This window comes from Croceivirga sp. ABH4_376 (genome assembly GCF_056160685.1).
Genome location: NZ_JBSWXQ010000003.1, coordinates 315,369 through 340,102 on the forward strand (window position 1 = coordinate 315,369; position 24,734 = coordinate 340,102).

Consider the following 24,734-nt stretch of genomic DNA (forward strand, 5'->3'; position numbering starts at 1 on the left):
AATGACAACAACATTTAAACAAGCAATACAAGAGGGCATTCCCAACTCGCTACCCCAAAAACCAACAATTCTGCAGAATAACAACCCTGCTCCCAAACGGAAAGATATTCTTTCTGAAGATGAAAAAAAATTAGCGCTAAAAAATGCCTTACGTTATTTTCCAAAAACATGGCATGCCGAATTGGCCTCAGAATTTTTAGAGGAACTAAACACCCTAGGGCGTATATACATGCATCGGTTTAAGCCGAGTTATAAAATGCATGCACGGCCAATAGAAGAATATCCTGCAAAATGTAAAGAAGCTGCAGCAATTATGCTTATGATACAAAACAATTTGGATCCTGCCGTAGCACAACACCCTAATGAGTTGATTACCTATGGTGGCAATGGGGCGGTTTTTCAAAACTGGGCGCAATACCTGTTAACCATGCAGTACCTGTCTCAAATGACCAAAAACCAGACTTTGCATATCTACTCTGGGCATCCAATGGGTTTGTTCCCTTCTTCAGAAATGGCACCAAGGGTTGTAGTTACAAACGGAATGATGATACCCAACTATTCCAAACCAGACCACTGGGAAAAGTATAATGCCTTAGGTGTTACACAATATGGACAAATGACGGCTGGTTCCTATATGTATATTGGTCCGCAAGGTATTGTACATGGCACCACCATTACCGTAATGAACGCTTTTAGGAAAGTATTGAAAAAGGGAACTTCTCCACGTGGCAAAGTATTTTTGACCGCAGGCTTAGGCGGTATGAGCGGCGCACAACCCAAAGCGGGCACAATTGCCCAGTGTATTACTGTTTGCGCAGAAGTGAACGAACAAGCAGCCAAAAAAAGACACGAACAGGGTTGGGTAGACGAGTTGTTCTCTGACATACACTCACTAACAAATCGTGTTAAAAATGCCATTACTAATGAAGAGGTGGTCTCCCTAGCTTTTATAGGAAATGTGATTACCGTTTGGGAACACTTTTTAGAAGCAAATATTTATATCCACTTAGGATCTGACCAAACTTCTCTGCACAACCCTTGGGCGGGTGGTTACTACCCCGCAGACCTAACTTTTGAGGAGGCCAACACCTTAATGGTCAAAGACCCAGGTTTATTTAAAAAATATGTTCAAAAATCATTGGTTAGGCATGTAAAAGCCATAAATGCCCACGTAGCCAAAGGAACTTATTTTTTTGATTACGGAAATGCCTTTCTATTAGAGGCCTCACGAGCGGGTGCAGCTGTATTTACTTCCAATAAGACTGATTTTAGATATCCGTCTTACGTACAAGATATTTTAGGACCAATGTGTTTTGATTATGGTTTTGGTCCATTTAGGTGGGTATGTACTTCGGGAAAAACAAAAGACCTTGACCAAACAGACGCTATTGCATTAAAGGTTTTGGAAAAGATAAAAGAAGAGGCTCCAGATGAAATTCAGCAACAATTGGCAGACAATATTGCATGGATTAAGGCCGCCAATAAAAATAAATTGGTAGTAGGTTCACAAGCCCGTATTCTATATGCGGATGCCGAAGGCCGAATTAAAATTGCCCAAGCCTTTAACAACGCTATTGCCAACGGGGAAATTAGCGCTCCTATTGTTCTAGGCAGGGACCACCATGATGTAAGCGGAACTGATTCTCCTTACCGGGAAACCAGTAATATTTATGACGGCAGTAAATTTACCGCAGATATGGCCATCCATAATGTTATAGGCGATAGTTTTAGAGGGGCAACCTGGGTGTCTATCCATAACGGTGGCGGTGTAGGTTGGGGCGAAGTAATCAATGGTGGTTTTGGACTTATTCTCGACGGAACTAAAGATGCGGCAAAACGTCTAGAAAACATGTTGTTCTATGATGTTAACAATGGAATAGCAAGAAGAAGTTGGGCCAGAAACGATGCTGCTTTGTTAGCTATAGAAAGAGAAATGCAACGTACGCCACAATTAAAAGTAACCCTACCACAAATTGCAGATGATGCATTGATTGATTCACTATTTTAGTTGCATGGTCTTATACACAAAACCCAACCCTAAAAACTGGAACGGTAGAAAATCCGAAGAACGGTTATATCTACATGAAAAAGTACAATTGGTTCCAATAACGGAAATAGCTAACTTAAAAACCGTGCAATATGCTTTGTTAGGTTACGCTTGTGATGAAGGAGTTAGAAGAAACCAGGGTAGAACTGGTACAGTTAACGGGCCAGATACCATAAAAAAAATGTTGGGCAAAATGCCTAATCACCTACCAGAGGATTATAACTTACTAGATGTAGGTAATGTAGCCTGTGTAGAGACCGATTTGGAACACACACAGCAGCAACTGGCAAAAAATATAACAGCATTATTAGACCATCAAATATTCCCAATAGTATTGGGTGGCGGCCATGATATAGCTTATGCCCAGTATAAAGGCATTAAAGGTTATTTAAATGATAAGAAGCCTAAATCAAAATTGGGGATTATTAATTTTGATGCGCATTTTGACCTAAGGAAACCGGAAAATGGCGCTACTTCTGGCACGCCGTTCTTCCAAATTGCCAGTGAAGAAAAAGAGTTTAATTATTTGTGTATTGGTGTAAGGAAAGACGCCAATGACAAACAATTATTTGAAACCGCAAGGGAGTTAGACGTTGTATTTATAGAACGCCAAGTAATGCGCCTTAATTATCTTGAAGAACTAAAAACTTGGGTGAAAGCATTTATAGAAAAGGTAGATTGCATTTATTTGACAATAGACCTAGACGGGTTTTCTTCTGCTTTTGCGCCAGGTGTGAGTGCCGCTTCCCCAATGGGTTTTGAACCCCAATTAGTCCTTGAACTTTTAACGAGCATTTTAGATAGTGGCAAGCTTTTAAGCATGGACATTGCAGAACTAAATCCCGATTACGATAGAGATAACCAAACCGCAAAATTGGCTGCTTCTTTGGTGCATTTTGTTATGCATGAACGACCTGTATAAACAAAAAAAGCCTCCCACAAGAGGAAAGCCTTTCATTGGATTACATCGTATTAAGATGTTCACCTGTCTTGATATCACATCAAGACACAACACAACGTTGCAAAGATAAAAAAGTTTTAATTGGTTTGGTGGTTTTCCCAAATTAATGCGGCGGCACCACAGATAGCGGCGGTCTTGCCCTCCATACCAGATTCTAAAATCTTTACCTTACCCCTATATACTTCCAATAAATACTGATCTAAGTACGTATTAAGTGGTTCCAAAATCCATTTACCACTATTTACCAAACCTCCCATTAAAATAAATGCTTCTGGCTGCGTAAAAGCCGTAAAGTTAGCTAAGGCCTTTGCCATTATCTTTGCTGTATAATCAAAGGCTTTTATTGCTAATATATCACCCTCCTCTGCTGCTTTGGTTATATCTTCTCCGTGTAAATCATTAAAGGCTACGTTCCTAAACCTACTTTCGTCCAAATATTGTGCTTGCATGTACACAATTGTACGTTTTAAACCGGTTGCAGACACATATGCTTCCAAACCACCGGGTATTCCCAATCCTGTTAATCTACCGTCTCCCAAATTCATGTCTACATGGCCCAATTCTCCTGCAAACCCATCAAAGCCATCTATTAATTTACCATTAGCTACTATACCAGCACCAAAACCAGTTCCTAAGGTAATAGCAATAAAATCTGTCATTTCCTTCCCCCTACCAAAAAGCAGCTCACCCAAAGCAGCCGCACTTGCATCGTTCATAATACGCATGGGCATGGGCATCTTTTCCTTTAATTTGGCCACAAATGGTGTGCTTCCTTTCCAAGCCAAGTTTGCTGGGTTTTCTATGGTTCCATTTTTACTAGAGGCGTTTGGTGCACCTATTCCACAACCCAAAACAATTGGTGTGCCTCCTAGCTCCTGCAACAATGCATCAACCGTATTTTTTATTTGCAGTTGATAGGCGTCTAAATCCAGATAATCTCTTGTTCTAAAAAACGTTTGAACCAAGCAGGTACCTTCTTTGTTAACCAAGCCTATCTTGGTTTTTGTACCACCTATATCTATACCTACAACAATTTCCATAATCTACTAGTGTAAGGTTTAAAAATAGTAGTTTATCAGCTTTTTTTGAAAGGGTTTTTCATTTATTAAATCTAAAAATACCCTACAACGTTGTAGTTTTTTGAATAATGTATTAAAACGCAAAAACACCCTCCAAAAGAGGGTGTTTTAATCAGCTCCCAATATATCTACCCTAAAATAGATAATCCCATTTACTGTCCCCAAACGACAGTATTCTTTTTATAGTCAAATAGTGTTTTGCTTTGTTTGATGATTCAAAAATACCATCAAGGGGAGGGAAATAAAGAGCAATTTCCGTAGTACTCTTTTTTATGTAGACGAATTACCCAGTTCTTTAGATTAATGGATTTTTATGATATGCCCAAACGGGAAAGTACATTAGGCTTATAGCTCTCTCCAATAGGTATGCGCATATCGCTTAACACAATCCTATTTCTTTGTACGGCATCTATATGGTTTATGTTTACAAGAAAAGATTTGTGTACCCTTTCAAAACTTGAGCTATTAAGACGATCTGCCAATTGCTTAAAGCTCATTAAGGTAAGTATGGGTTTGTTACACTGTACCAGATGTACTTTTAAATAATCTTTTAAGCCTTGCACATAGGTAATATCTTCTATCTTAACCTTAATGTTTTCATATTCTGATTTAATGAAAATAAAATCTTCCTTTTTATTTTCTCCTCCAACAGAAGAAAAAATGTTGTTGGCTATTAGTGGGTTGCGTTGTGAATGAACTTCTTTAACCCTAGTTACCGCTTTGATAAACCTGCTTCTCCGTATAGGTTTTAAGAGGTAGTCTACCGCATTTAGATCAAACCCCTCTACGGCGTATTGTGAATAGGCTGTGGTGAAAACAAATAGTGGCGGATTATCTAACAACTCTATAAACTCAAGTCCAGATAGTTGAGGCATTTCAATATCTAAAAAAATGAGGTCTATTTTTTTGGCTTTGATCACAGGAATAGATTCTAATGGATTGGTAAAAACCCCTACTACTTCTAAGAAATCTAAATGCTGACAATAGTCTGCCAACAACTCTGCCGCCAAAGGCTCATCGTCTATAATAATACACTTCATCTAAACTAAATTTAATTTTAAAAGCACGGTAAAAAGAGTTTCTCCTTTATTTACCAATAGTTCGTGGTTATCTGGATAAAGCAACAACAAACGATCTTTAATATTGGTTAAACCTATTCCAGAACTTTGTAACACACGTTTTTTTCTGCCAATGGTATTTTCTACCTTAAACTCTATAGACCTATCTTTTATTAAAAGGTTTATTACCACATGTGTATTTCCTTTATAATCCGTACCATATTTAAACGCGTTCTCTATAAAAGATATGAAAATGAGTGGGGTTATTTCTTTGTTGCGTTCGTCACCGGTAACCTTAAATTGTACGGTTGCGGTATGAGGCAACCTAAGTTTTTGCAGTTGTACGTAATTTTCTATATAGTTAATTTCACTAGCCAGTGAAACTTTATCCCCGTTAGCTTCGTACAACATGTACCGCATTAATTCAGATAGATTTAAAATTGCCTCTCCGGTATCATTAGATTTTTTTTCGGAAAGTGAATAAATAGCATTTAAAGAATTGAATAAAAAATGCGGATTAAGTTGTGTTTTTAAGAACTGAAGTTGTGAGTTTACCCGTTGGTTCTCTATTTCTTTTTTAAGCACCTCGCTCCTATTCCATTCTTTATAAATACGAGTTAAGGCGCCAGCAACAAAATGGAGCGCAAAAATGGCGGTATCTGGCATAAACAACGGAAAACGCTTTGGTGCAACAGTAGGTCCTAAAGGTCTAGGCCTTAACGGACCGTTTATAGGTGGCACGCGGTCATGCATTAAAAACTCGTGGCTTATAAAGCCCAGAACTACTAGGGCCACTAAGGATACTATAAAATAGACCAACAACTTTCTTTTAAGTAGTAAAAAAGGGACTAACAAAAAATAATTGCAATAAAACAAAACTAGGCCTATGCCCAATTTAATAAGTAGTTTAAATGGAAGCTGGTTAAACTCATTAGCAAATTGGTAAAGAATCAATGCATAAATGGATACCCAAATAAAAAAATGCATCCAAACTTCCTTGCTATTGAATTTATTCCCTTCCATTTAACAAATGCTATTTAAGCGTAATCTTTAATCCTATTAAATCTGAATGATTTACCGTTGGTAAATTACCTGCTACCAGTTTGGAAACGACTAAATCGCCAATTTTTTGTGCTTCTATTTCATTTTTAAAAGGCAGGTTACCTGCAACTCCCGGTATAACCTCTTGCTTAACCAATAAAGATTCTCCCTTATAAATATGATAACCGAAACCATGCTGCAATTGCACGGTTTTAACCTCAAAAGCCTGTAAATCATTTACTTTCCATAAAGAAACAGAATATGTTATAAGAAAAATGAAAATTCCTGTTAAAAGAACTATTAGCACCATAAAACCTTTTTTACCCACAACCCTACACTTTAAAACTTAAGGGGTTGTATTGCTACAACCCCACAAGAAAAATTACTCAATACTCAACTATTTAAAAAATGAAAAACTTTAATTAATCTTCATCGTCATATTCTTCAAAGGCAAAGAACTCATCTAGGTCATCTAAGTATAAACTACCAGACCTACCTAGTCCAATAAAGGCCCTTACCCCATTAGAAAATGCCACGGCATCTTGCCTAGATGTACCTTCAAAATTTGTTTTTACCTCCCAATCATCCGTACTCGGGTGGTACTCCCAAACACTACTTAAGCTTCCAGAAGATGTACCACACGCAATATATCCATAATCGTTTAAGCCAAAACCAACTGCATTACTACGGGTAATGGCGTAGTCATCTTCTTCATCTAAATCTGTTAATTGGGTCCAACTTTCAGTAGCTGGGTCAAAAGACCAAAAATCTGTTAGATAAACCCCGTTAGACACCCCCGTACCCATGTAAACCGTACCGTTAACAGTAAAACTTGTTGCATCTCTTCTTTTATTACCTCCAAAACCAACTAAAGCAGTCCAGGTATCTGTTGCAGGATTATATTTCCAAAAATCCTTACGATCGTTTTCACCGTCAAAGCCGGTTCCAAAATAACCTACATCGTTAGCGCTAAATGCAAGAGCACTTCTTCTGGGATTTTCTGGAAAATTGGCAATCTGGCTCCAAGAATTGCTACTTGGATCATAACCATAAAAATCTGCCAGCTCATCTAAGCCATCGTAACCAGACCCCACATAACCCTTATTGGCAGCAGTAAAAGCCACTGCAGAACTTCTAGCCACCCCTGGAAAATCAGCTTTTTGAGACCAAAAGTTACCTTCTATATCATAAGACCAAACGGAATTTAAATAATCATCTCCATCATAACCCGTAACTATATACCCTGTATTATCCAAAGTAAAATAAGCAGCTGAACTTCTTGGACTTCCGTCAAAAACGGAGCGGTCTACCCAGTTGCCAATTTCGTCATCGTCGTCATCATTATTACAAGCGGTTAGTAAGGACATGGTTAGTACCATTATAAAAACTATTCTAAGGTGGTATAATTTAGCCATAGGTATTATTTACAATTTTTTGTTATTTGATGGCTAAACTACTCGCCACTTATAACTTGTGGTAACAAAATATACGAACAGGTGGTTTTAATACACCAAACATACATTTTGTCCTACCAATTACCCACCTCTTATTTATAGTATGAATCTAGGTTTTGGTAGTGTAAAAAACTTACTTGATCTATTACGTTACCGTACTAGGTAAGACTAGGTTTAGTTTGGTCTCAAATTAAACCACCAATGCGTTTTATAATATCATTTATAGTATTGCTAACGGCAATTTTAATTAGCTGCTCTTCAGACCCATATAACAGCTCGGACTTTGTAGCAGGAGAAGGTTTTACCAACTCTAACTTAAAAGTAATTACGTTTGATACCCTTAGCTTACACACCAGCACCGTTAAGCTAGATAGTTTTGTAACCGGAGATGCTAGCCGTATTTTAGTTGGTTCCTATACAGATCCGATCTTTGGTACGGTAAAGGCTAGCAGTTATTTTGAACTAGAGCCAGAATCTTATATTCTAGACCATGACGCCGTTTACGATAGTATTACCATCTCTCTAAAACAAGATGGTTATTACTATAACGATACTACCTTAACCCAGAAAATAGAAATTAGGGAGTTACTGGAAAGTGTTGTTCCAACAGAAGACTACTTTTATAACACCTCCAGCATTGCTTATACTAGTAACCAAATATTGGGCACGCTTTCCTTTATCCCTAGACCTTTAGAAAAAGACTCCATTAGTACACGCTTAAACGATAGTCTAGGGCTAAATCTTTTTAATAGAATTAAAGAAAAATCCATAACCGATCAAGCTGGCTTCAGGGATTATTTTAAAGGAATAGTACTACTTCCCCCTGAACAAGATAATACTTGCATACTAGGCTATGCCAAAGATGCTGGGGCGCTTACCGTACAATTGCATTATACCCAAGAAGATGAAGACAACTCTGTTACCTACACCCTAGATTTTAATCTTAGCTCATATGGCACTACCACTCCTTTCTTTAACGCCATTACTTCCACTGAAAACTTGGAACCCCTAGCGGCTATTACCAGCCAAGAACAGGAGGTAATAGACAGCGATACAGAAAACAAAACATTTATTCATAGTGGTTTAGGATTTGCTACAAAATTTAGTTTACCTACCATAAAATCTTTAGACGATATTGAAGGTGCCGGCGCACTTTTAAGCGCCAACCTAAAGTTTTACCCAAGCGTACAGGATTATACAGATAATTTACCGCTAAACGACTCCCTAAGCGTGTATTTGGTGGACCGAAAAAATGTGATACTAAACCAGCTTACTAGTGCAAGTTCTTCTGCCATATATGCTGTTTTAAATAAAGTTGATTCTGAATTTAACAACACGTACTATGAAGCAGACATTTCTACGTTTGCAGATTTGCTATATACAACCACAGATTATACAGATTATGGACTGTTGTTTTTACCAACCAACAATAATTCTACGGTAGATAGGAACATCCTTACCGGAAGCAACGCATTAGAAAACCCTGCAAAAATCACCATTAATTATACCATTTACCAAAATGATTAGAATACCAATAACATTTGTACTTTTCTTAGTCTATTTTTCCACCTTTTCCCAGTCTGAAGGTTTAACCAACTCTCCATATTCTTTATACGGATTGGGAACCATAAACCAGACTACCCTTGGCAGGTATAATAGCATGGGCTACACGGGTATTGGCCAAAAATCTAGTACGGACATCAATAACTTAAACGCTGCCAATTTTGCGCTTATACAAAAAGGCACATTCTTGTACGATGTTGGCTTACGGGGCAATTACAATACTTATGAAAATTACAATGACTTAGAATCTAAAACCTATTTTAATTTTTCTAACCTTGCTTTTGCCTTTCCCATAGGCGAGAAAGGAGGTATGGGCATTACATTGCTACCCTATACAGATGTTGGTTACACATTAATTGGCAAACAAAATAATATAGAAGGCTCTACGGACACTTATGAAAGTAATGTTGATGGATTAGGAGGGCTAACTGATTTTAAATTAAATTTTGGTTACGCTGTACTACCCAGTTTGCGTTTGGGGGTAAGCGCCTCGCTCTTATTTGGAAATATTGAACAAACCGAAAGTTTTTCTCTGGAAAGCAGTGCCTTTACCCAAGAAAAAAGCACCAATTATAGCGGCTTTAAAATTGGAACCGGCCTACAATGGGACATAAATAAAAATACCACCTTGGGATCAACCATAAATTTACCGGTAAACCTTAGTGGAAATCAAATTACCAATACCATCAAAATTGTAGATAATGCCGAAGTAGCGGTTCAAGAAGACGAAAAAAGCAAAGTAGATAGTTTTACACTACCTATGGAACTTGGACTAGGAATTAGTACCCTAATTAAAAATAATTGGACGTTAAACGTAGACTACAAGAAAAATTATTGGGAACAAACCAACCAATCTGAATTTTTGGGGTCTTATATAGACCAAGATGTATTTGGAATAGGCTTAGCGTACAAAAAAGAAGGCCGAAATTTAAAATATGGTCAGCGTATAGCCTTTAGAACGGGCTACACCTATGATACTGGAAATTTGCGCGTTGGCGGTAGCAGTATAAACGGGCAACAGTTTACCTTGGGTATTGGTTTGCCCACCAGTTACAGAAGTGGATCCATGGTAAATTTATCGTATGCCTATGGTACAAGGGGTAAGATTGACAATTCCTTGATTAAAGAAAACTACCATTTGCTCACTTTAAATCTAAGCTTACTAGACAATTGGTTTCTACGAAGAAAAATTAACTGATCTATTTCTTAAAATGAACCGTAAACGTAGAGCCTACATCTAGATTGCTGGTAACGGATATTCTACCCCCCATAGACTCAATTTGATTTTTAATAATAAACAACCCAACACCCTTAGCTTCTGGATGGTTATGAAAGGTTTTATACATACCAAAAACCTTGTTGGCATGTCGTTTTAAATCTATACCTAATCCGTTATCCGCAACATCCAAAACAATACTATCCTCGGTTTCCCTTGCTGCTATATTAATCATAGGATGCCTCTGTGGCGACTTATATTTTATGGCATTTGAAAGTAAATTGGTCAAGATACTTTCCACATAATTAGCCAACCCCAAAACCTCAATACGGTTAGAACAGTTTATGGCTAATTTTATGTCATTCTTTTCCAATTCCATTTCATAATTCTTAACTACTTTTTCAATAAGGTCCAACAAATTTATTCTACCCATTTTATTATGGGTATTTAGTTTAACCTGAACCACTTCGTTTAGATGAAAAATAGTTTCGTTTAAACCCTCAGAAGCCTCATTTAACATATCTAAGGTTTGTTCCTTTTCGTCTTCTTCTACTTCATTATCAATTAATAAACTAGAAATCATTGTTAGGTTAGAAGCATGGGAGCGTAAATTATGAGATACGATGTGGGCAAAATTAAGTAAGCTTTCGTTTTGCTTGTTACTAATTTCTAGTAGCCCTTTTAACTTATTTTCGGTATTCTTTATTTTGGTAATGTCTACTAGCTGTACGATTAAATAAGAAAGATTATCGCCCAAACCCAACCTTACGGTAGCGTTCATGATTACATGTACCACAGACCCATTTTTATGAAGATAGCGTTTCTCTGTCTTGTAATTACTAATTTCACCTCTTCTAAGAGCAATAAAATTAGGTATGTCTCGCTCCAAATCTACTGGATGGGATATAGATCTAAAATTAATCCCTACCAATTCATCTATCTTATAACCTAAACTTTTGGCCAATGGCAAATTTGCCTTTAAAATAGTAGCCTCTCCATCTACAAGCGCCATTCCTATTGCTGAATTTTCAAATAAAGCATCAAGGGCACCTTCTACAGAGACCAACTGTTTTTGTGTTTCTACAAATTCGGTTACATCTTCTGCTATACCAATTACCTTAAAGGGCTTATTGTCTTCATCTAAAATTACCGTATGCATACCCTTTATATACTTTAAACCAATAGTATGGTAATTTGCTCTAAAGATGAACGTAAATTGATCGTTTTCTGGCGTAGCTTTATCGATTAATCTTTTAAGCTCTGAAAGATCTTCTGGATGAACTATTTCTGAAAATAACTTGCGTAGGTTCTTGTCTGCTTCCTTTTCTTTTAAACCATAAATTTTATACATATTGTCATCCCAAACAACCTCACTTGTAATCAAATTTATTTCCCAGATACCAAAGCCAGCTTTTGCTGTTGCCATTTTTAAGCGATTCCGGGTCTTTTTATATTCTAACTCTATCTTTTTTCTAGAATCTATGTCTTGGAACGTACCATATATGCGTACACACTTTTTACCTACCCATTCTGGTTCTCCTTTGGCCCTAACCCAAATTTCCTTTCCGGTTTGGGTTACAATCTGTAATTCTACATCCCAAGGCAGACCTTTTTCTATTCCTTGGGTTACCTTTTCTGTAATTAATTCCCTACTATAACCTTCTTTGTAAAAATTTATACCTGTTTCTAAGTTTGGCACAAAATCTTCTGAAACCTCATGTATTTCCTTGGTTATCTTACACCAATACAACTGGTTATTAACCAAATCTACCTCCCAACCACCAATACGGGCTACTTGTTGTGATTTTGAAAAAAGTTGTTTGTCTAAATTCTCCTTTGTGGTCTCCGTTAGAAAAACTATAAAACCAGAAGGGCTATCGCTATCAAAATATTGAGCAATTTGCCATTTATACCAGACAAGTTTACCGGATGGCAAATAGAATTTAACTTCATCTTCGCGCTCGCCAAGACCTTCCCTGCAATAATCTAAATCAATTTTTAGTTCATTGGGAAGGTGAGGCATTAACTTAAAAAATGGTTTGTCCTTATAATTCTCAGATAAATTATACGTATCTCTCCATTTTTTAGAAAGCCCTATAATATTAAAATCCAAATCAAGCAATGCAATTGGCAAGGGAGCTTGATCTAAGATAAGTTTATTGTCCACCATGCCGGTTAGGCCATTAACGTTTCAACTACAAATTACACAAATTATATAATTTCTTAGCAAATTGTAAGTTTTTTACTCCAAAATATTGGTATTGAAAAACAACAAAGCGCTAATTATTCATTAGCGCTTTACGTATAACTGGCATAATTACAGGTTAATTAAAAAGTTATTCTACAATAGTAATCTCTTTTATGTTTAGTAAGTCCTGGTGAGATACAAATGGATTCTTTAGCTTTTTCTTCCCTAAAAACACTTGTCTTTCCCTGTTCAAATCTTCTGATTTCTCTTTTTGAATAACTAAAGTTCCGCCTTCATAATACCTATCGTCTAACTGTATTATTACCTTATCAAAGGCAGGAACGGTAAAGGTGTAAATAGGATTTGCCGGACTCACGGGATAAATCCCCATCATACTAAAAACCGCCCACGCACTCATGGTTCCCGTATCGTCATTTCCGGGCAGACCAGCCGGTTCATTTTTAAAATACGTTGCTAAAAGCTCGTTGACCAATTGGTCCGTTCGGTGGGTTTCTCCCTTTACATAATTGAACAAGTAGGGGTAAGCTATGTCGGGCTCATTGGCCATATCAAACTGATTTTTATCAAAAACCTGCTGTAGTTTATTCGCGAACGATTTTGAACCTCCCATCAAATTCATAAGACCTTTTACATCATGGGCAACCATAAAGGAGTATTGCCAGGCATTACCCTCTATAAACCCTAGGTTTTTTACAAAATTAGCTCCGGTCTCCGGATTGTATGGGGTAAGCCAACTGCCATCATCGTTTTTAGGACGAAGCAGATTGAACTCCTTATCAAATAACTTTCTATAGGAAATGGAACGCTTGGAAAAGCGTTTGTAATCTTCTTTTTTACCCAAGGCTTTGGCCAATTGCGCAATGGCATAATCAGAAATATTGTATTCCTGCGTTGTTGACACAGAACCACTTTTGGTAGTTTTAGTAGTGAGGTAGCCTTTTTCAATATAATCCTTAAGCCCGGGGCGTAACGGATTCCCTTCTAACTGGTCCGCACTTTTTAGCATGGCTTGGTAGGCAAGTTCTACATCAAAATCCTGAATTCCCTTAAGGTACGTATCTGCCAAAACAATACCTGCAGGATCACCTACCATGGTGGTTGTTTCCGTAGCATTGAGTTCCCATTTGGGCAGCCAACCAGACTCATCGTACACCTGAAGCATACTTTTTACCATATCTGATTGCTGTTTTGGATACACCAAACTCATTAATTGATGGTAATTTCTGTAGGTATCCCAAAGTGAAAAGGCAGTATACCGCGTGTCTTCTGTTTTTAAGGTTTCCCGGGTTTGTATTTTAGGATATTCCCCATTAGCATCGTTTAATGTACTTGGATGTATCTGGGTATGGTACAATGCGGTGTAGAAAATGGTTTTATCTTCTTCCGTCCCGCCTTCAACTGTTATCGTAGACAATTGTTTGTTCCATTTAACTTGAGCTTCTGCCAATAGGGTTTCAAAATCTTTACCTTCCGTTTCTACTTTTAAATTTTCACGTGCATTTTCAATACTTACATAAGACACCCCCACTTTTACCGATACCGTTTTGGGTTGTTTAAAATGGTATCGCATATACGCTCCAATACTATCCCCTACTACAGCCTGCCTAAAACCTTTTTTAATACGGGTTTCACCATTGGCTACCATCCATTGCGCCTCTAGACCGTCATATTTACGTGGTTTTTTCCAAATTCCAAATTCGCTAGCCGGTTCTGAGAATTGAGCAACAAAATAAATGGGGTAGCTCTCTTCTGATTTGTAATAACAAAAAGAACCAACCATGCGCATACCTTCTATTTCGGTTGGGGAAACAACCTTTACTTGAGCCCCTTCTTCATTGGTTAATCCAAGGCCTAAATTCAATAGCACATTAGCTTCCCCTGCTGGGAAATGGTATTTACTTACCCCCGTTCTGGTAGTTGCCGTAGCTTCTACCTTTACACCGTACTTATCTAGGCTATTGGTATAATATCCTGGTTTTGCAGCCTCATTGCTATAGGTAGATCCGTATTGTTCGTGATCGGTAACCAAGGCCCCAGTTGTAGGCATGGTTATAATTACCCCCAACTCCGGACAACCCACGCCACTAAGGTTTACATGGCTAAAGCCCGTTAAGTAAGGATTTTCATTTACGTAGGGTGTAGAAAACCATCGGCTATCCTTTTCCATAGGTAAATTTTGTGCCCCTGCCACATTAAAGGGTGATACGTTCGCCATTCCCCTTACAGCAATAGGCCCTGGGTTAGTGGTGCCAAAATTAGAGGTGCCAATAAACGGATTTACATAGTCTACTGGTTTTTTTTGACCCATAAGAATGGTTGCTACTAAACTAAATACTAAAGAAAAAAAACTAGTTTTCATTGGATAAAGAATAAGGTTTTGCAGCCTCAGATACGGCCCAATTTTTATTAGGCTCTTTGCCCATATTAAATTCTAGATTACCGCCATGTTGTATAGCCTGTGTTGAAATAAAGGTTTGATCAAATGGTTTACCATTTAACCTGGCCGATTGGATATATGGATGATCCATTGCGTTATTGCTGGCAGAAACAGTAAAAGTGTTACCATTTTGCAATTTTAACGTAACCTCATCAAACAACGGGCTGCCTATTACATATTGGTTGGTAGCGGGGGCTACCGGGTAAAAGCCTAAGGCACTAAAAACGTACCAAGCAGATGTTTGCCCGTTGTCTTCGTCCCCGCAATAGCCATCAGGATTTGGCGTATATAGCTTGGTTAATACTTCCCTTATTTTTTCTTGGGTTTTCCAAGGTTGTTTGGCATAATTGTACAAATAAATCATATGCTGTATGGGTTGGTTACCGTGCGCATAATTTCCCATATTGGCTATTTGCATTTCTCGTATTTCATGTATGGTAAATCCATAATAAGACGCGTCAAATTTTGGCGGCATGTTAAAAACCTCGTCCAATTTACCAACAAAGCCTTCCTCACCACCCATTAAACCTATTAATCCTTGAACATCGTGAAAAACAGACCAGGTATAATGCAGGCTATTACCTTCTGTAAACGCATCTCCCCATTTCAAAGGATTAAAAGGTTCTTGAAAGGTTCCATCTTGGTTTTTACCACGCATCCAATTGGTTTGCGGATCAAAAAGGTTCTTGTAGTTCAATGATTTTTGATAGTATTTTTTTGCCAATTCTTCTTTACCCATAGATTTGGCCATTTGGGCAATGGTAAAATCCGCATAGGCATATTCTAGCGTTCTAGCAGCATTCTCATTGATGTTTACATCATAAGGTACGTAACCCAATTCATTGTAGTAATCTATACCTGCCCTACCTACGGAATTCACCGGACGCCCTTGGGAAACCGTTGCGTTTTTTAGCATGGCTTCCATTAAAATCTCTTTATCAAAACCAGATAAACCGTTTAGATGCGCGTCTGCAATTATAGGGGCAGAATTGGAACCAATCATACAATCCCGATGACCAGGGCTAGCCCATTCTGGTAGCCATCCAGATTCTTTGTAGGTATTGGCTAAACCTTCCATTATCTGGGTGTTTAGTTCCGGATACATCATATTAAAAAAAGGAAAAACCGCTCTAAAGGTGTCCCAAAAGCCATTATCCGTAAACATGTAACCGGCTTCCACTTTTCCATTGTATGGACTATAATGTACTACATTGTTTTGTGCATCTATTTCGTAAAAAGTCCTTGGAAATAATAACACCCTGTATAGGCAAGAATAGAATGTACGCAATTGGTCTAGGTTATTAGAGGTAACCGCTATTCTACTTAATTCCTTTTCCCAAGCAACGGCTGCTTTTTCTTTGGTTTCATCAAAAGTGTCTTTTCCAATCTCCCGATCTAAATTTAATTCTGCTTGCTCTAGACTTATAAAAGACGAAGCTACTTTTACAGTAACTTTTTCCCCTTTTTTGGTCTTAAAACCAATTATAGCCCCTACGTGCTCCCCTTTATTGTCCGTGCTATTTTCTAGAAGGCTCCACTTATCTCCCCAAGTGTGGGTAGCTTCAAAAGGTTTATCAAATTCTGCTACAAAATAATTATGGAAATTATCTGGTACACCACCACTATTGTTACGGCAGTACCCAATAATTTTTTGCTCTTCCGGTATTATTTTTACCATAGATCCTTTAAAAAATGCATCTAAAAGTATGTAGGCACTGTCTGTTTCCGGAAAGGTAAAACGAAACTGTGCTGCACGTGATGTTGGCGTAACCTCTGCCGTAACATCATAATCTGCCAAATACACACTGTAATAATCTGGGCGTACGGTTTCTGCCTTGTGCGAAAAATAAGAAGCACGTTCGTCTTCTTTGTATTTCAACTCGCCCACTACCGGCATAAAAGAGAACGCGGCATAATCATTGATCCATGGACTTGGTTGATGCGTTTGCTTAATACCTCTTATGGTTTTATCGTCATAACCATACGTCCACCCATCTCCCATTTTATTGGTCATTGGTGTCCAAAAATTCATACCCCAAGGTGTAGCAATAGCCGGGTAGGTATTGCCATTAGAAAGGCTAAAATCAGAATCCGTACCCATTAAAGGGTTTACATAAGCCAGTAATTCTGTTCTTGAATCGTCTTTAGAAATGGTATTTGTGGATTTTTCCCCACAAGCATATATCAGCGCGGTCCATGCTAATAAAATTAGTTTTGTTTTGTTAATCATTATGAGCATTTATTCAGTTTAGTTATAAATTTTTAGGGGATTTGGTTGTTCAAAACTTTGCCTATTCACCGTATCCTTTTTTGCAGTCAATGTAAACTCTAAAATACCTCCCTGCATTAGTTCTTTATAAGTGATAAATCTTCTATTCAATTGTTCACCGTTTAAAGAAATAGCAGCAACATAGCGGTTTTCTTCTGATAAACCTGTGGCTTTTACCTCGAAGTTTTTATTGTTTGGCAATTGTATGCTAGCTTTAGAAAATTGTGGTACACTCAAATCCAATATTCCTTGGGCGGCATTTACAGGATACATACCTAAACTGTTTAAAATGTACCAAGAAGACATTTGCCCACAATCCTCGTTTCCGCAATGGCCATTAGGCTCGTTTTTATACTGTTCATTGCGAATTTTATAAACCAAATCTTGGGTTTTATGAGGTTTGCCAATATAATTATACAGATAAGCAACATGATGGCTTGGTTCGTTACCATGTGCGTATTGGCCAATCATCCCTGTACTGAATATGGGCAACTTATCTGTTGGCAGCGGAGCATAAGTAAACATGGAGTCTAACTTTTGTTCAAATCGGTTTGCACCTCCAGTGGCTGCCACAAGGCCAGGAATATCTTGAGCTACCGACCAATAATATTGCCATGCATTGCTTTCACAGAAATAAGGCGAATATTCTTTTGGTGTGAAAGGATAGATAAAAGTGCCTGATTGATCTTTTGGTTGCAACCAAGAGTTTTTGGTATTGTATAGGTTTTTCCAATTATTGGACCGTTCTAGGAAATAATCATAGTCTTCTTCTTTGCCCAAATCCTTAGCAAATTGGGCCAAACACCAATCGTCATAAGCATATTCCAAGGTTTTGGAAACCGACCAATTTTCGTGTCCGGCAGCAGTTGCTATATAACCCTTTAGAGCAAACTCCTCTATTTGACGCTCTTTTACCATAGCACTGGTTTTACACGCTTGGTAGGCCAAATTGGCATCAAATTCAAAACCTTTAAAATAAGCATCTACTATTACCGGAACCGCATGGTAACCAATCATCATATTGGTTTCACTACCCTGCAAGGACCACACAGGTAATTTTCCGGTTTCTTGGTAATGTGCCAAAAGCGATTTTATCATATCCGGTACACGCTCGGTTTGAATAATGGTGTACAATGGGTGCGCTGCCCGGTAGGTATCCCAAAGCGAAAAGGTATCATATCTATTAAAACCGACTGCTGTTGCAATACTATCCGTTCCTGATAAATACTGGCCATTAGCATCGTTTGCGGCCTTATATTGCTGATTGCTATCGCTATATAACGTTGGTGCCAACATAGATTGATACATCATGGTGTAGAAGATGGTTTTTTGCCCTTTATTTTGTGTTGTTATTCTAATTTTAGAAAGTTCTTTTTCCCATTTTGCTCTTGCTTGTTTTTTGATTGACTCAAAATCATCGTCTGCTTCTTCTCTAATAGCTTTTGATGCACCCGCTATACTTGCAGAGGACAAACCTGTTTTAACCGTAACTACCTCATCTTCTTCTGTTTGATAATTTAAAATGATTTTAGATGCTTGCCCTTCTTTATTTTCTTTAATGTAGTAGGAAGAAAACGGTTTGGAAAAAGTCATCTCAAAATAAAGCTGTTGATTTCTAGCCCAACCTTCGGACATTCTAAAACCTTGAAGCACCGAATCATTAACCACGGTAATCTTGGTATTGGTTGGCCTGTCCCAATTTAAGCTATATCCTAAATCTATATGGATTTGTGATAAAGTATCTTTTGGAAAGGTGTATTTGTGTACTCCAACTCGTGAAGTAGCCGTGAGTTCCGCTTTTATTCCATAATCTTTTAATTGTACCCAATAGTAACCAGGTGATGCCTCTTCCTCTTCATGATTAAAATGGGAATACGCCTTATAACTATTGGCTTTAAGTGTATCCTTAAACCTGCTATTGGTTGGCATAACCAAGATATCATACAAATCTCCGGCACCCGTACCCGTTAAATGCGTATGGGAAAAGCCAGTTAGGATACTATCTGGGTAATAATAGCCAGCAATGCGATCCCAACCTGGGATTCCAATATCCGGGCTTAACTGAACCATACCAAAAGGGACGGTAGCCCCAGGATAAGTATTCCCAGGGCCATCTGTTCCAATAAAAGGATTAACATAGCTAGTTAAGCTTTCTAGACTATCGGTTTTTGGTTGGTCTTTACAAGCCATAACAAAAAGTACACTTAATACCCAAAAACCATATCTCATCATCCTCTAATTTTTACAAGCTGTTTTCTATGGTAAATTTAACCACCTCTGATAATTTACCGTATGCCAATGCCACGGTAGTATCTGCCGCACCGTAGTAGATAGCCACTTTATCTTCTTCAACAGAATGTAATGCTGCACAAGGAAATACCACATTGGGTACGTCTCCCATACACTCATAAGTGGTCTGTGGGGCTAAAAGATATGGTTGCGTCCTATATTTTACAATGTCAGGATTTTCCTTATCTAAAATAGCGGCGCCCATAGAATATCTAAATCCATTGCAGGTATTGATTACGCCATGGTAAAACATTAACCAACCTTCGTCTACCAAAATAGGTATTGGCCCAGCTCCAATTTTAGTGCATTGCCACGCACTATCCATAAACGGGGCAGCTTTCATTACACAACGATGCTCTCCCCAATACTTCATATCTGGGCTGTAGCTAACATAAATGTCTCCAAAGGGCGTATGGCCGTTATCACTGGGCCTACTTAACATGGCAAATTTACCATCTATCTTTTCTGGAAAAAGCACGCCGTTTCTGTTAAAAGGCAAAAAGGCATTTTCACATTGGAAAAACGCTTTAAAATCAAAAGTATAGCCTATCCCAATTGTAGGTCCGTGGTATCCATTACACCAAGTAATCCAATAACGGTCTTCTATCCAAGTAATCCTAGGATCGTACTTATAATCAGAATCTATCATTTCTGTATTACCCGCTGCAAATTGGATTGGTTCATGGGCTATGTCCCAATTAATACCGTCTTTACTAAATCCGGCAAAAATATTCATTTGCACGGCCTTGTTATCACAACGAAACACGCCTGCATATCCATCACCAAAAGGCACTACGGCACTATTAAAAATACTATTGGAGCTAGGAATTGCATCTCTGGCTATAATTGGATTTTCTGCATGTCTCCAAAGAACTTCGGTATGACCTTCCGGTCTGTCTTGCCATGGCATGGCTACTTTTTCTGTACTCATTTAAAAAACAATTAATTCGGGATTTGTCTGACCTTATCTAGCCAGGTGAATTTTAAAACTGTGGTGGTAACGATAAAAACGGTAAAGGCTACCCACATTTTAGGATAATCTCTTACCAATAAATAAATTGGAAGTAATATCATACTCGATTGCCATATCATGCCCACTAAACAGTTGAGCATATCTGACCAAAACTCCGTATTCTTTTTAAAATCAGGTTGCGTCTGTTGTATTTGGGTAACCACGGGTTGCCACCAACCCCATGGCTTAACACTTTTATAAAATGCCTGTAACACCTCTGGTTTTGTAGGTTGGGTAAAATACGTACCTAAAATAGACCCCAACAATGAAAAACCTAAGATTAATGGAAACAGGTAAATGGCATGTACATTGGTTAAGTCATATAACAATGTTCCTTCTTCAAAGCTGGCCTTGTTTTGATCCAACAAGAAATTTAGGGTAGCAACAAGCAAACCGGCAAGCATTCCCCAAAAATAACCCCAACCATTAAAGCGCCACCATACCCATTTTAAAAAGTTGGCTGCCACATAACCACCGTACAAAGCACTTGTAATCCATAAGGTTAAGGAGTTGATAGAGTCTGCAAAGAAACCCATGCAAACACCTAAAACCACAACTAAACAAGATGCCAATTGGCTAGCCTTGATATAATGACTTGGGGAAGCATTGGGCTTAAAGTACTTTTTATAAATATCGTTTACAATATAAGCTGGACCAGAATTTACAAAGGCAGAAAATGTGGACATGAATGCCGCTAAAAGCCCTGCTAATAATAATCCTTTAATACCTACTGGAATATGATTATTAATAACTTTAGGAAGAATTACCTCTAAACTACCGCCATTTAAATTAGGGTCCGCGTTCATTTCTGGACCCATGGCCACTAAAGCTATTACCACTACCCCCGCTATTAAAAGGTACCTAGGTATATACAATACCAAATTGGTAAAACCACTCATATAGGCCGCCTCCTTTACATTTCTAGTAGAAAGTATGCGTTGAAAATCGTAACTAGGTACAGGCCCTGCAATACTTGCAAAAAAGCCTTTAAATAATGTCATTCCTATAAAGGCCCCAAACATTTTGTAACCTTCAGTATCTATAAGCCTATTAAATGCCGAAAACTTATCTCCCCAAACCGGTTCCAGTTCTGCACCAAACAATATGCTTTTCCACTCTGGTGTAATAATCCCTTCTAATTGTAAATCGGTAACACTATAAAAAGCATAACCAGCTACTAGAATACCGGTTACAACCATTATACCAAATTGCAGTACCTCCGTAGCAACTACAGAGAACATTCCGCCTTTAATTGTGTAGAGGGTAGTTAAAAGTATAATTACCAATGCATAGGCTTGCTCTGAGGTAAGTAATACCAATTCTCCCAATTGCAAGGTTAAGTCCCAAGGTAGTATTACGGTTAAAAATTTACCGGTTCCTTCAAAAAAATAAGCGATAAAACCAATAGTTGAAACTACGGCAAACACAGCCACTATACTATGCGATGCCCTACCTGCACGGTCATCTCCAAATCGTGTTAGAATCCATTCAGACCCCGTCATAATATTGGACCTCCTAATCCAGATGGCCAAGAATATCATTACAAAAACTTGGTTCCAGATAGGCCACAACCACATGAACATAAAACTCTTGGCACCATATAAGAACAAGATACCCACCATCCAGGCCGTACCAGAAATATCGAACATTCCAGACCCGTTGCTCAACCCTAGATAGTACCACTTAATATCGTTACCCCCTAAGAAATACGATTTAAGGCCTTTAGAAGCCTTCTTAGAAATCCAAATACCCACAAAAAGCGTTAGCAAAATGTAGATAGCAATTATAGATACATCTATGATATCCATACTCAATTATTCTTTACATTCAATACTTGGGATTTGCTCCCATCTCAAATTCTAAAACCCCACCAACCATAATTTCGTTATGCGTTATGTAGGTACGGTCTAGCAGCTTACCGTTTAGTTTCACCGTTTGTATATATTTATTCTCAGTTGTTGTTTTTGGGGCTTTAACCGTAAAAGTTTTACCATTGTCTAGCGTTATAATCGCTTTTTTAAATAATGGACTTCCAAATTCATAGGTGCCAGAGGCCGGATTCATTGGATAAAAACCAAGTGCACTAAAAACGTACCAAGCAGACATTTGTCCGCAATCCTCATTACCACTTAAACCATCTGGCCTAGTGGTATATTGGGAGTTTAAAATTTCGCGCACCCAAAACTGGGTTTTCCAAGGGGCTTTTGCTTTATTAAAAAGATACGCTATGTGGTGACTGGGCTCATTACCATGCGCATACTGGCCAATGAGACCAGAAATATCTACAGAAACGTTATCTCCCGTTATATCTGAACTTTCTGTAAATAATTGCTCCAATTTTTTAACAAAAGAAGCTTCCCCGCCATGCAAAGCAATTAGCGTTTCCACATCATGTGGTACAAACCAACTATGCTGCCAAGCATTTCCTTCTGTGTAATCTGTATGTTCTCTATGATTAGAATATTTGGGATCAAAAGGCTGCCTCCATTGTTGCCCATTTGCCGATTTACCCTGCATAAATCCGGTCTTGGGATTAAACAAGTGCTCAAACGCCTTAGACCTTTTATAGAAATAATCGTAATCTTCTTTTTTACCCAAAGCTTTAGCCATTTGAGCCACACACCAATCGTTATAAGCATACTCCAAGGAAATGGTCACGGATTCGTCTGCCTTATCAAATGGTATGTATCCGTATTGACTGTATAAATCCAGTCCTCTATCCCTACCCAACATGGTCTTTTTTACTGCTTGGTAGACCAAATCAACATCATATTCCCTATAGCCCTTTAAATAGGCTTCTACCAAAACCGACACTGCATGGTTTCCGGTCATGGTGTGGGTTTCATTACCATAGAGCGTCCAAATGGGTAGCCTACCCTGCTCTTGGTAATAAGCTAGCATGGATTGTATAATTCCGTTTACTTTTTTAGGTTGAAGAATATTCAACAAAGGGTTCTCTGCCCTAAAAGTATCCCAAACGGAAAGGGTTGAATAGGCGGCTGTATTTTGAGGGGCCTTTACAATAGAATCGTTTTGTAAACGAAATTCGCCAGATACATCACTGAACAAACTTGGAGCAATTTGAGCGTGATATAAAGCGGTATAAAAAATAGTTTTTAAAGAATCTGTTGGCGTTTCTATTTTTATTTTTCCTAATGCGTTACGCCAATCTTGTTCCGTTTTCGCCTTAGTATCTGTAAACCATTTACCCGTGGCCAAATTTGCTTTGGCATTAGCTATACTTACAGAGGACACTGCAATTTTTAACGCTACACTGTCTGTTTCTGTTTCAAAAAAGAATTGTGCCCCAGTATTTTTACCTGTTACTTTTTGCGTTTGTTGTTTTTTAAAACCATCTGCTACCCAATTGGCATTAACAATAGATTGATTGGTCTGAATAGCAAAAAAGACTTTTTGATTTTTTGCCCAACCCGTACTATGCCTATAACCTGTTACCAATGTTTTATTTTCCAGATTAATTTCCGATGCCAAAACACCATCCCAATTAACTGCAAAGCCTAAATCAATAATAAAAGAAGGTTCCGCTTTAGAATTGAAAGCATATTTATGCACCGCTACGCGCTCACCAGCCGTAAGGGAAACAGTTACGTCTGGCTGTGGTAAATAAACACTATAAAATCCAGGGTGCGCTTGTTCTCGTTCATGAGAAAAACTAGCCACATATGGCAAACTATCCCTAGATTTTCCAAAGCGCGAAAGGTCCATTTTTGAATTGGTAGGCATTACTAGCACATCTAGTAAATCGCCAATACCCGTGCCACTTAAATGCAACTGTGAAAAACCAGCAATCAAAGTATCTGTTATATGATACCCCGAGCACCAATCCCAGCCACCTCTACCATTATCCGGACTAGGCTGCACCATACCAAATGGTGATACGGCTCCAGGGAATGTATGGCCATGACCACCGGTACCAATAAAAGGATCAACATAAGACAATACGTCTTCCGTACTTTGGTTAGCCCCTTTGCTATTGCTTTCTGTACCGCATGCGCCGTACAATAACAAACCAAAGGTTACTACAACCCATATATTTCTAGCCAATGGTGTCATTAAAATCTATAGTTGGTTTGGATAT

General features: G+C 38.2%; 16 protein-coding genes. 4 read left to right on the forward strand and 12 right to left on the reverse strand.

Annotation, left to right across the window (positions count from 1 at the left end):
- Position 1: 1 nt before the first annotated feature.
- Positions 2–2,008, forward strand: a complete 2,007-nt coding sequence (locus tag ACXAGS_RS09910) for a urocanate hydratase (RefSeq protein WP_474906423.1) — start codon at positions 2–4, stop codon at positions 2,006–2,008.
- Between the two features lie 4 nt (positions 2,009–2,012).
- The gene (hutG, locus tag ACXAGS_RS09915) at positions 2,013–2,969 is read left to right on the forward strand and encodes a formimidoylglutamase (protein ID WP_474906425.1); all 957 of its coding nucleotides are present in this window, start codon (positions 2,013–2,015) and stop codon (positions 2,967–2,969) included.
- A 116-nt stretch (positions 2,970–3,085) separates the two neighbouring features.
- Here hutG and ACXAGS_RS09920 read toward each other — a convergent pair whose 3' ends face one another.
- The 5 genes from ACXAGS_RS09920 to ACXAGS_RS09940 all read right to left on the reverse strand — a co-directional run bounded on the left by ACXAGS_RS09920 (position 3,086) and on the right by ACXAGS_RS09940 (position 7,601).
- The gene (locus ACXAGS_RS09920; protein ID WP_474906427.1) at positions 3,086–4,048 is read right to left on the reverse strand and encodes an ROK family protein; all 963 of its coding nucleotides are present in this window, start codon (positions 4,046–4,048) and stop codon (positions 3,086–3,088) included.
- Between the two features lie 350 nt (positions 4,049–4,398).
- Positions 4,399–5,127, reverse strand: coding sequence for a LytR/AlgR family response regulator transcription factor (locus tag ACXAGS_RS09925; protein ID WP_474906429.1), 729 nt, complete (start codon positions 5,125–5,127; stop codon positions 4,399–4,401).
- Positions 5,128–6,168, reverse strand: coding sequence for a sensor histidine kinase (locus ACXAGS_RS09930; protein ID WP_474906431.1), 1,041 nt, complete (start codon positions 6,166–6,168; stop codon positions 5,128–5,130).
- 10 nt (positions 6,169–6,178) lie between these two features.
- Entirely contained in the window at positions 6,179–6,496 is a 318-nt protein-coding gene (locus ACXAGS_RS09935; RefSeq protein ID WP_474906433.1) for a DUF4907 domain-containing protein, read from the reverse strand.
- Between the two features lie 112 nt (positions 6,497–6,608).
- Positions 6,609–7,601, reverse strand: coding sequence for a Kelch repeat-containing protein (locus ACXAGS_RS09940; protein ID WP_474906435.1), 993 nt, complete (start codon positions 7,599–7,601; stop codon positions 6,609–6,611).
- Between the two features lie 240 nt (positions 7,602–7,841).
- Between ACXAGS_RS09940 and ACXAGS_RS09945 the strand changes: the two genes are divergently transcribed.
- Together ACXAGS_RS09945 and bamG are read left to right on the forward strand one after the other, a co-directional pair.
- The gene (locus tag ACXAGS_RS09945) at positions 7,842–9,167 is read left to right on the forward strand and encodes a DUF4270 family protein (protein WP_474906437.1); all 1,326 of its coding nucleotides are present in this window, start codon (positions 7,842–7,844) and stop codon (positions 9,165–9,167) included.
- Positions 9,160–10,401, forward strand: a complete 1,242-nt coding sequence (gene bamG / locus ACXAGS_RS09950; RefSeq protein WP_474906439.1) for a BamG family beta-barrel-assembly machinery protein — start codon at positions 9,160–9,162, stop codon at positions 10,399–10,401. The genes ACXAGS_RS09945 and bamG overlap by 8 nt, the downstream gene beginning before the upstream one ends.
- A 1-nt stretch (position 10,402) precedes the next feature.
- Here bamG and ACXAGS_RS09955 read toward each other — a convergent pair whose 3' ends face one another.
- The 7 genes from ACXAGS_RS09955 to ACXAGS_RS09985 all read right to left on the reverse strand — a co-directional run bounded on the left by ACXAGS_RS09955 (position 10,403) and on the right by ACXAGS_RS09985 (position 24,709).
- Positions 10,403–12,589 carry a PAS domain-containing sensor histidine kinase gene (locus ACXAGS_RS09955; RefSeq protein WP_474906441.1) on the reverse strand — a complete coding sequence of 729 codons (2,187 nt, stop codon included), beginning with the start codon at positions 12,587–12,589 and terminating at the stop codon, positions 10,403–10,405.
- Positions 12,590–12,755: 166 nt separating this feature from the next.
- Complete coding sequence (locus tag ACXAGS_RS09960) at positions 12,756–14,987, reverse strand: GH92 family glycosyl hydrolase (protein ID WP_474906443.1); 2,232 nt, start codon at positions 14,985–14,987, stop codon at positions 12,756–12,758.
- Positions 14,977–17,295, reverse strand: coding sequence for a GH92 family glycosyl hydrolase (locus tag ACXAGS_RS09965; RefSeq protein ID WP_474906445.1), 2,319 nt, complete (start codon positions 17,293–17,295; stop codon positions 14,977–14,979). The genes ACXAGS_RS09960 and ACXAGS_RS09965 overlap by 11 nt, the downstream gene beginning before the upstream one ends.
- Before the next feature lie 18 nt (positions 17,296–17,313).
- Positions 17,314–19,563 (reverse strand): GH92 family glycosyl hydrolase, encoded by a 2,250-nt coding sequence (locus tag ACXAGS_RS09970; RefSeq protein ID WP_474906539.1) that lies wholly within the window; start codon positions 19,561–19,563, stop codon positions 17,314–17,316.
- A gap of 13 nt (positions 19,564–19,576) precedes the next feature.
- Positions 19,577–20,554 (reverse strand): glycoside hydrolase family 130 protein, encoded by a 978-nt coding sequence (locus ACXAGS_RS09975; RefSeq protein WP_474906447.1) that lies wholly within the window; start codon positions 20,552–20,554, stop codon positions 19,577–19,579.
- Between the two features lie 11 nt (positions 20,555–20,565).
- Positions 20,566–22,443 (reverse strand): sodium:solute symporter family protein, encoded by a 1,878-nt coding sequence (locus ACXAGS_RS09980; protein ID WP_474906449.1) that lies wholly within the window; start codon positions 22,441–22,443, stop codon positions 20,566–20,568.
- A gap of 19 nt (positions 22,444–22,462) precedes the next feature.
- The gene (locus ACXAGS_RS09985; protein ID WP_474906451.1) at positions 22,463–24,709 is read right to left on the reverse strand and encodes a GH92 family glycosyl hydrolase; all 2,247 of its coding nucleotides are present in this window, start codon (positions 24,707–24,709) and stop codon (positions 22,463–22,465) included.
- Positions 24,710–24,734: the final 25 nt, after the last annotated feature.

Bases quoted from the DNA above. Each gene is read 5' to 3' on its own strand.
- bamG (WP_474906439.1), top strand. From the start codon at position 9,160: ATGATTAGAATACCAATAACATTTGTACTTTTCTTAGTCTATTTTTCC.
- ACXAGS_RS09920 (WP_474906427.1), bottom strand. From the start codon at position 4,048: ATGGAAATTGTTGTAGGTATAGATATAGGTGGTACAAAAACCAAGATA.
- ACXAGS_RS09980 (WP_474906449.1), bottom strand. From the start codon at position 22,443: ATGGATATCATAGATGTATCTATAATTGCTATCTACATTTTGCTAACG.
- ACXAGS_RS09935 (WP_474906433.1), bottom strand. From the start codon at position 6,496: ATGGTGCTAATAGTTCTTTTAACAGGAATTTTCATTTTTCTTATAACA.
- ACXAGS_RS09965 (WP_474906445.1), bottom strand. From the start codon at position 17,295: ATGATTAACAAAACAAAACTAATTTTATTAGCATGGACCGCGCTGATA.
- ACXAGS_RS09975 (WP_474906447.1), bottom strand. From the start codon at position 20,554: ATGAGTACAGAAAAAGTAGCCATGCCATGGCAAGACAGACCGGAAGGT.
- ACXAGS_RS09970 (WP_474906539.1), bottom strand. From the start codon at position 19,563: ATGAGATATGGTTTTTGGGTATTAAGTGTACTTTTTGTTATGGCTTGT.
- ACXAGS_RS09960 (WP_474906443.1), bottom strand. From the start codon at position 14,987: ATGAAAACTAGTTTTTTTTCTTTAGTATTTAGTTTAGTAGCAACCATT.
- ACXAGS_RS09940 (WP_474906435.1), bottom strand. From the start codon at position 7,601: ATGGCTAAATTATACCACCTTAGAATAGTTTTTATAATGGTACTAACC.
- hutG (WP_474906425.1), top strand. From the start codon at position 2,013: ATGGTCTTATACACAAAACCCAACCCTAAAAACTGGAACGGTAGAAAA.
- ACXAGS_RS09925 (WP_474906429.1), bottom strand. From the start codon at position 5,127: ATGAAGTGTATTATTATAGACGATGAGCCTTTGGCGGCAGAGTTGTTG.
- ACXAGS_RS09955 (WP_474906441.1), bottom strand. From the start codon at position 12,589: ATGGTGGACAATAAACTTATCTTAGATCAAGCTCCCTTGCCAATTGCA.
- ACXAGS_RS09945 (WP_474906437.1), top strand. From the start codon at position 7,842: ATGCGTTTTATAATATCATTTATAGTATTGCTAACGGCAATTTTAATT.
- ACXAGS_RS09985 (WP_474906451.1), bottom strand. From the start codon at position 24,709: ATGACACCATTGGCTAGAAATATATGGGTTGTAGTAACCTTTGGTTTG.
- ACXAGS_RS09910 (WP_474906423.1), top strand. From the start codon at position 2: ATGACAACAACATTTAAACAAGCAATACAAGAGGGCATTCCCAACTCG.
- ACXAGS_RS09930 (WP_474906431.1), bottom strand. From the start codon at position 6,168: ATGGAAGGGAATAAATTCAATAGCAAGGAAGTTTGGATGCATTTTTTT.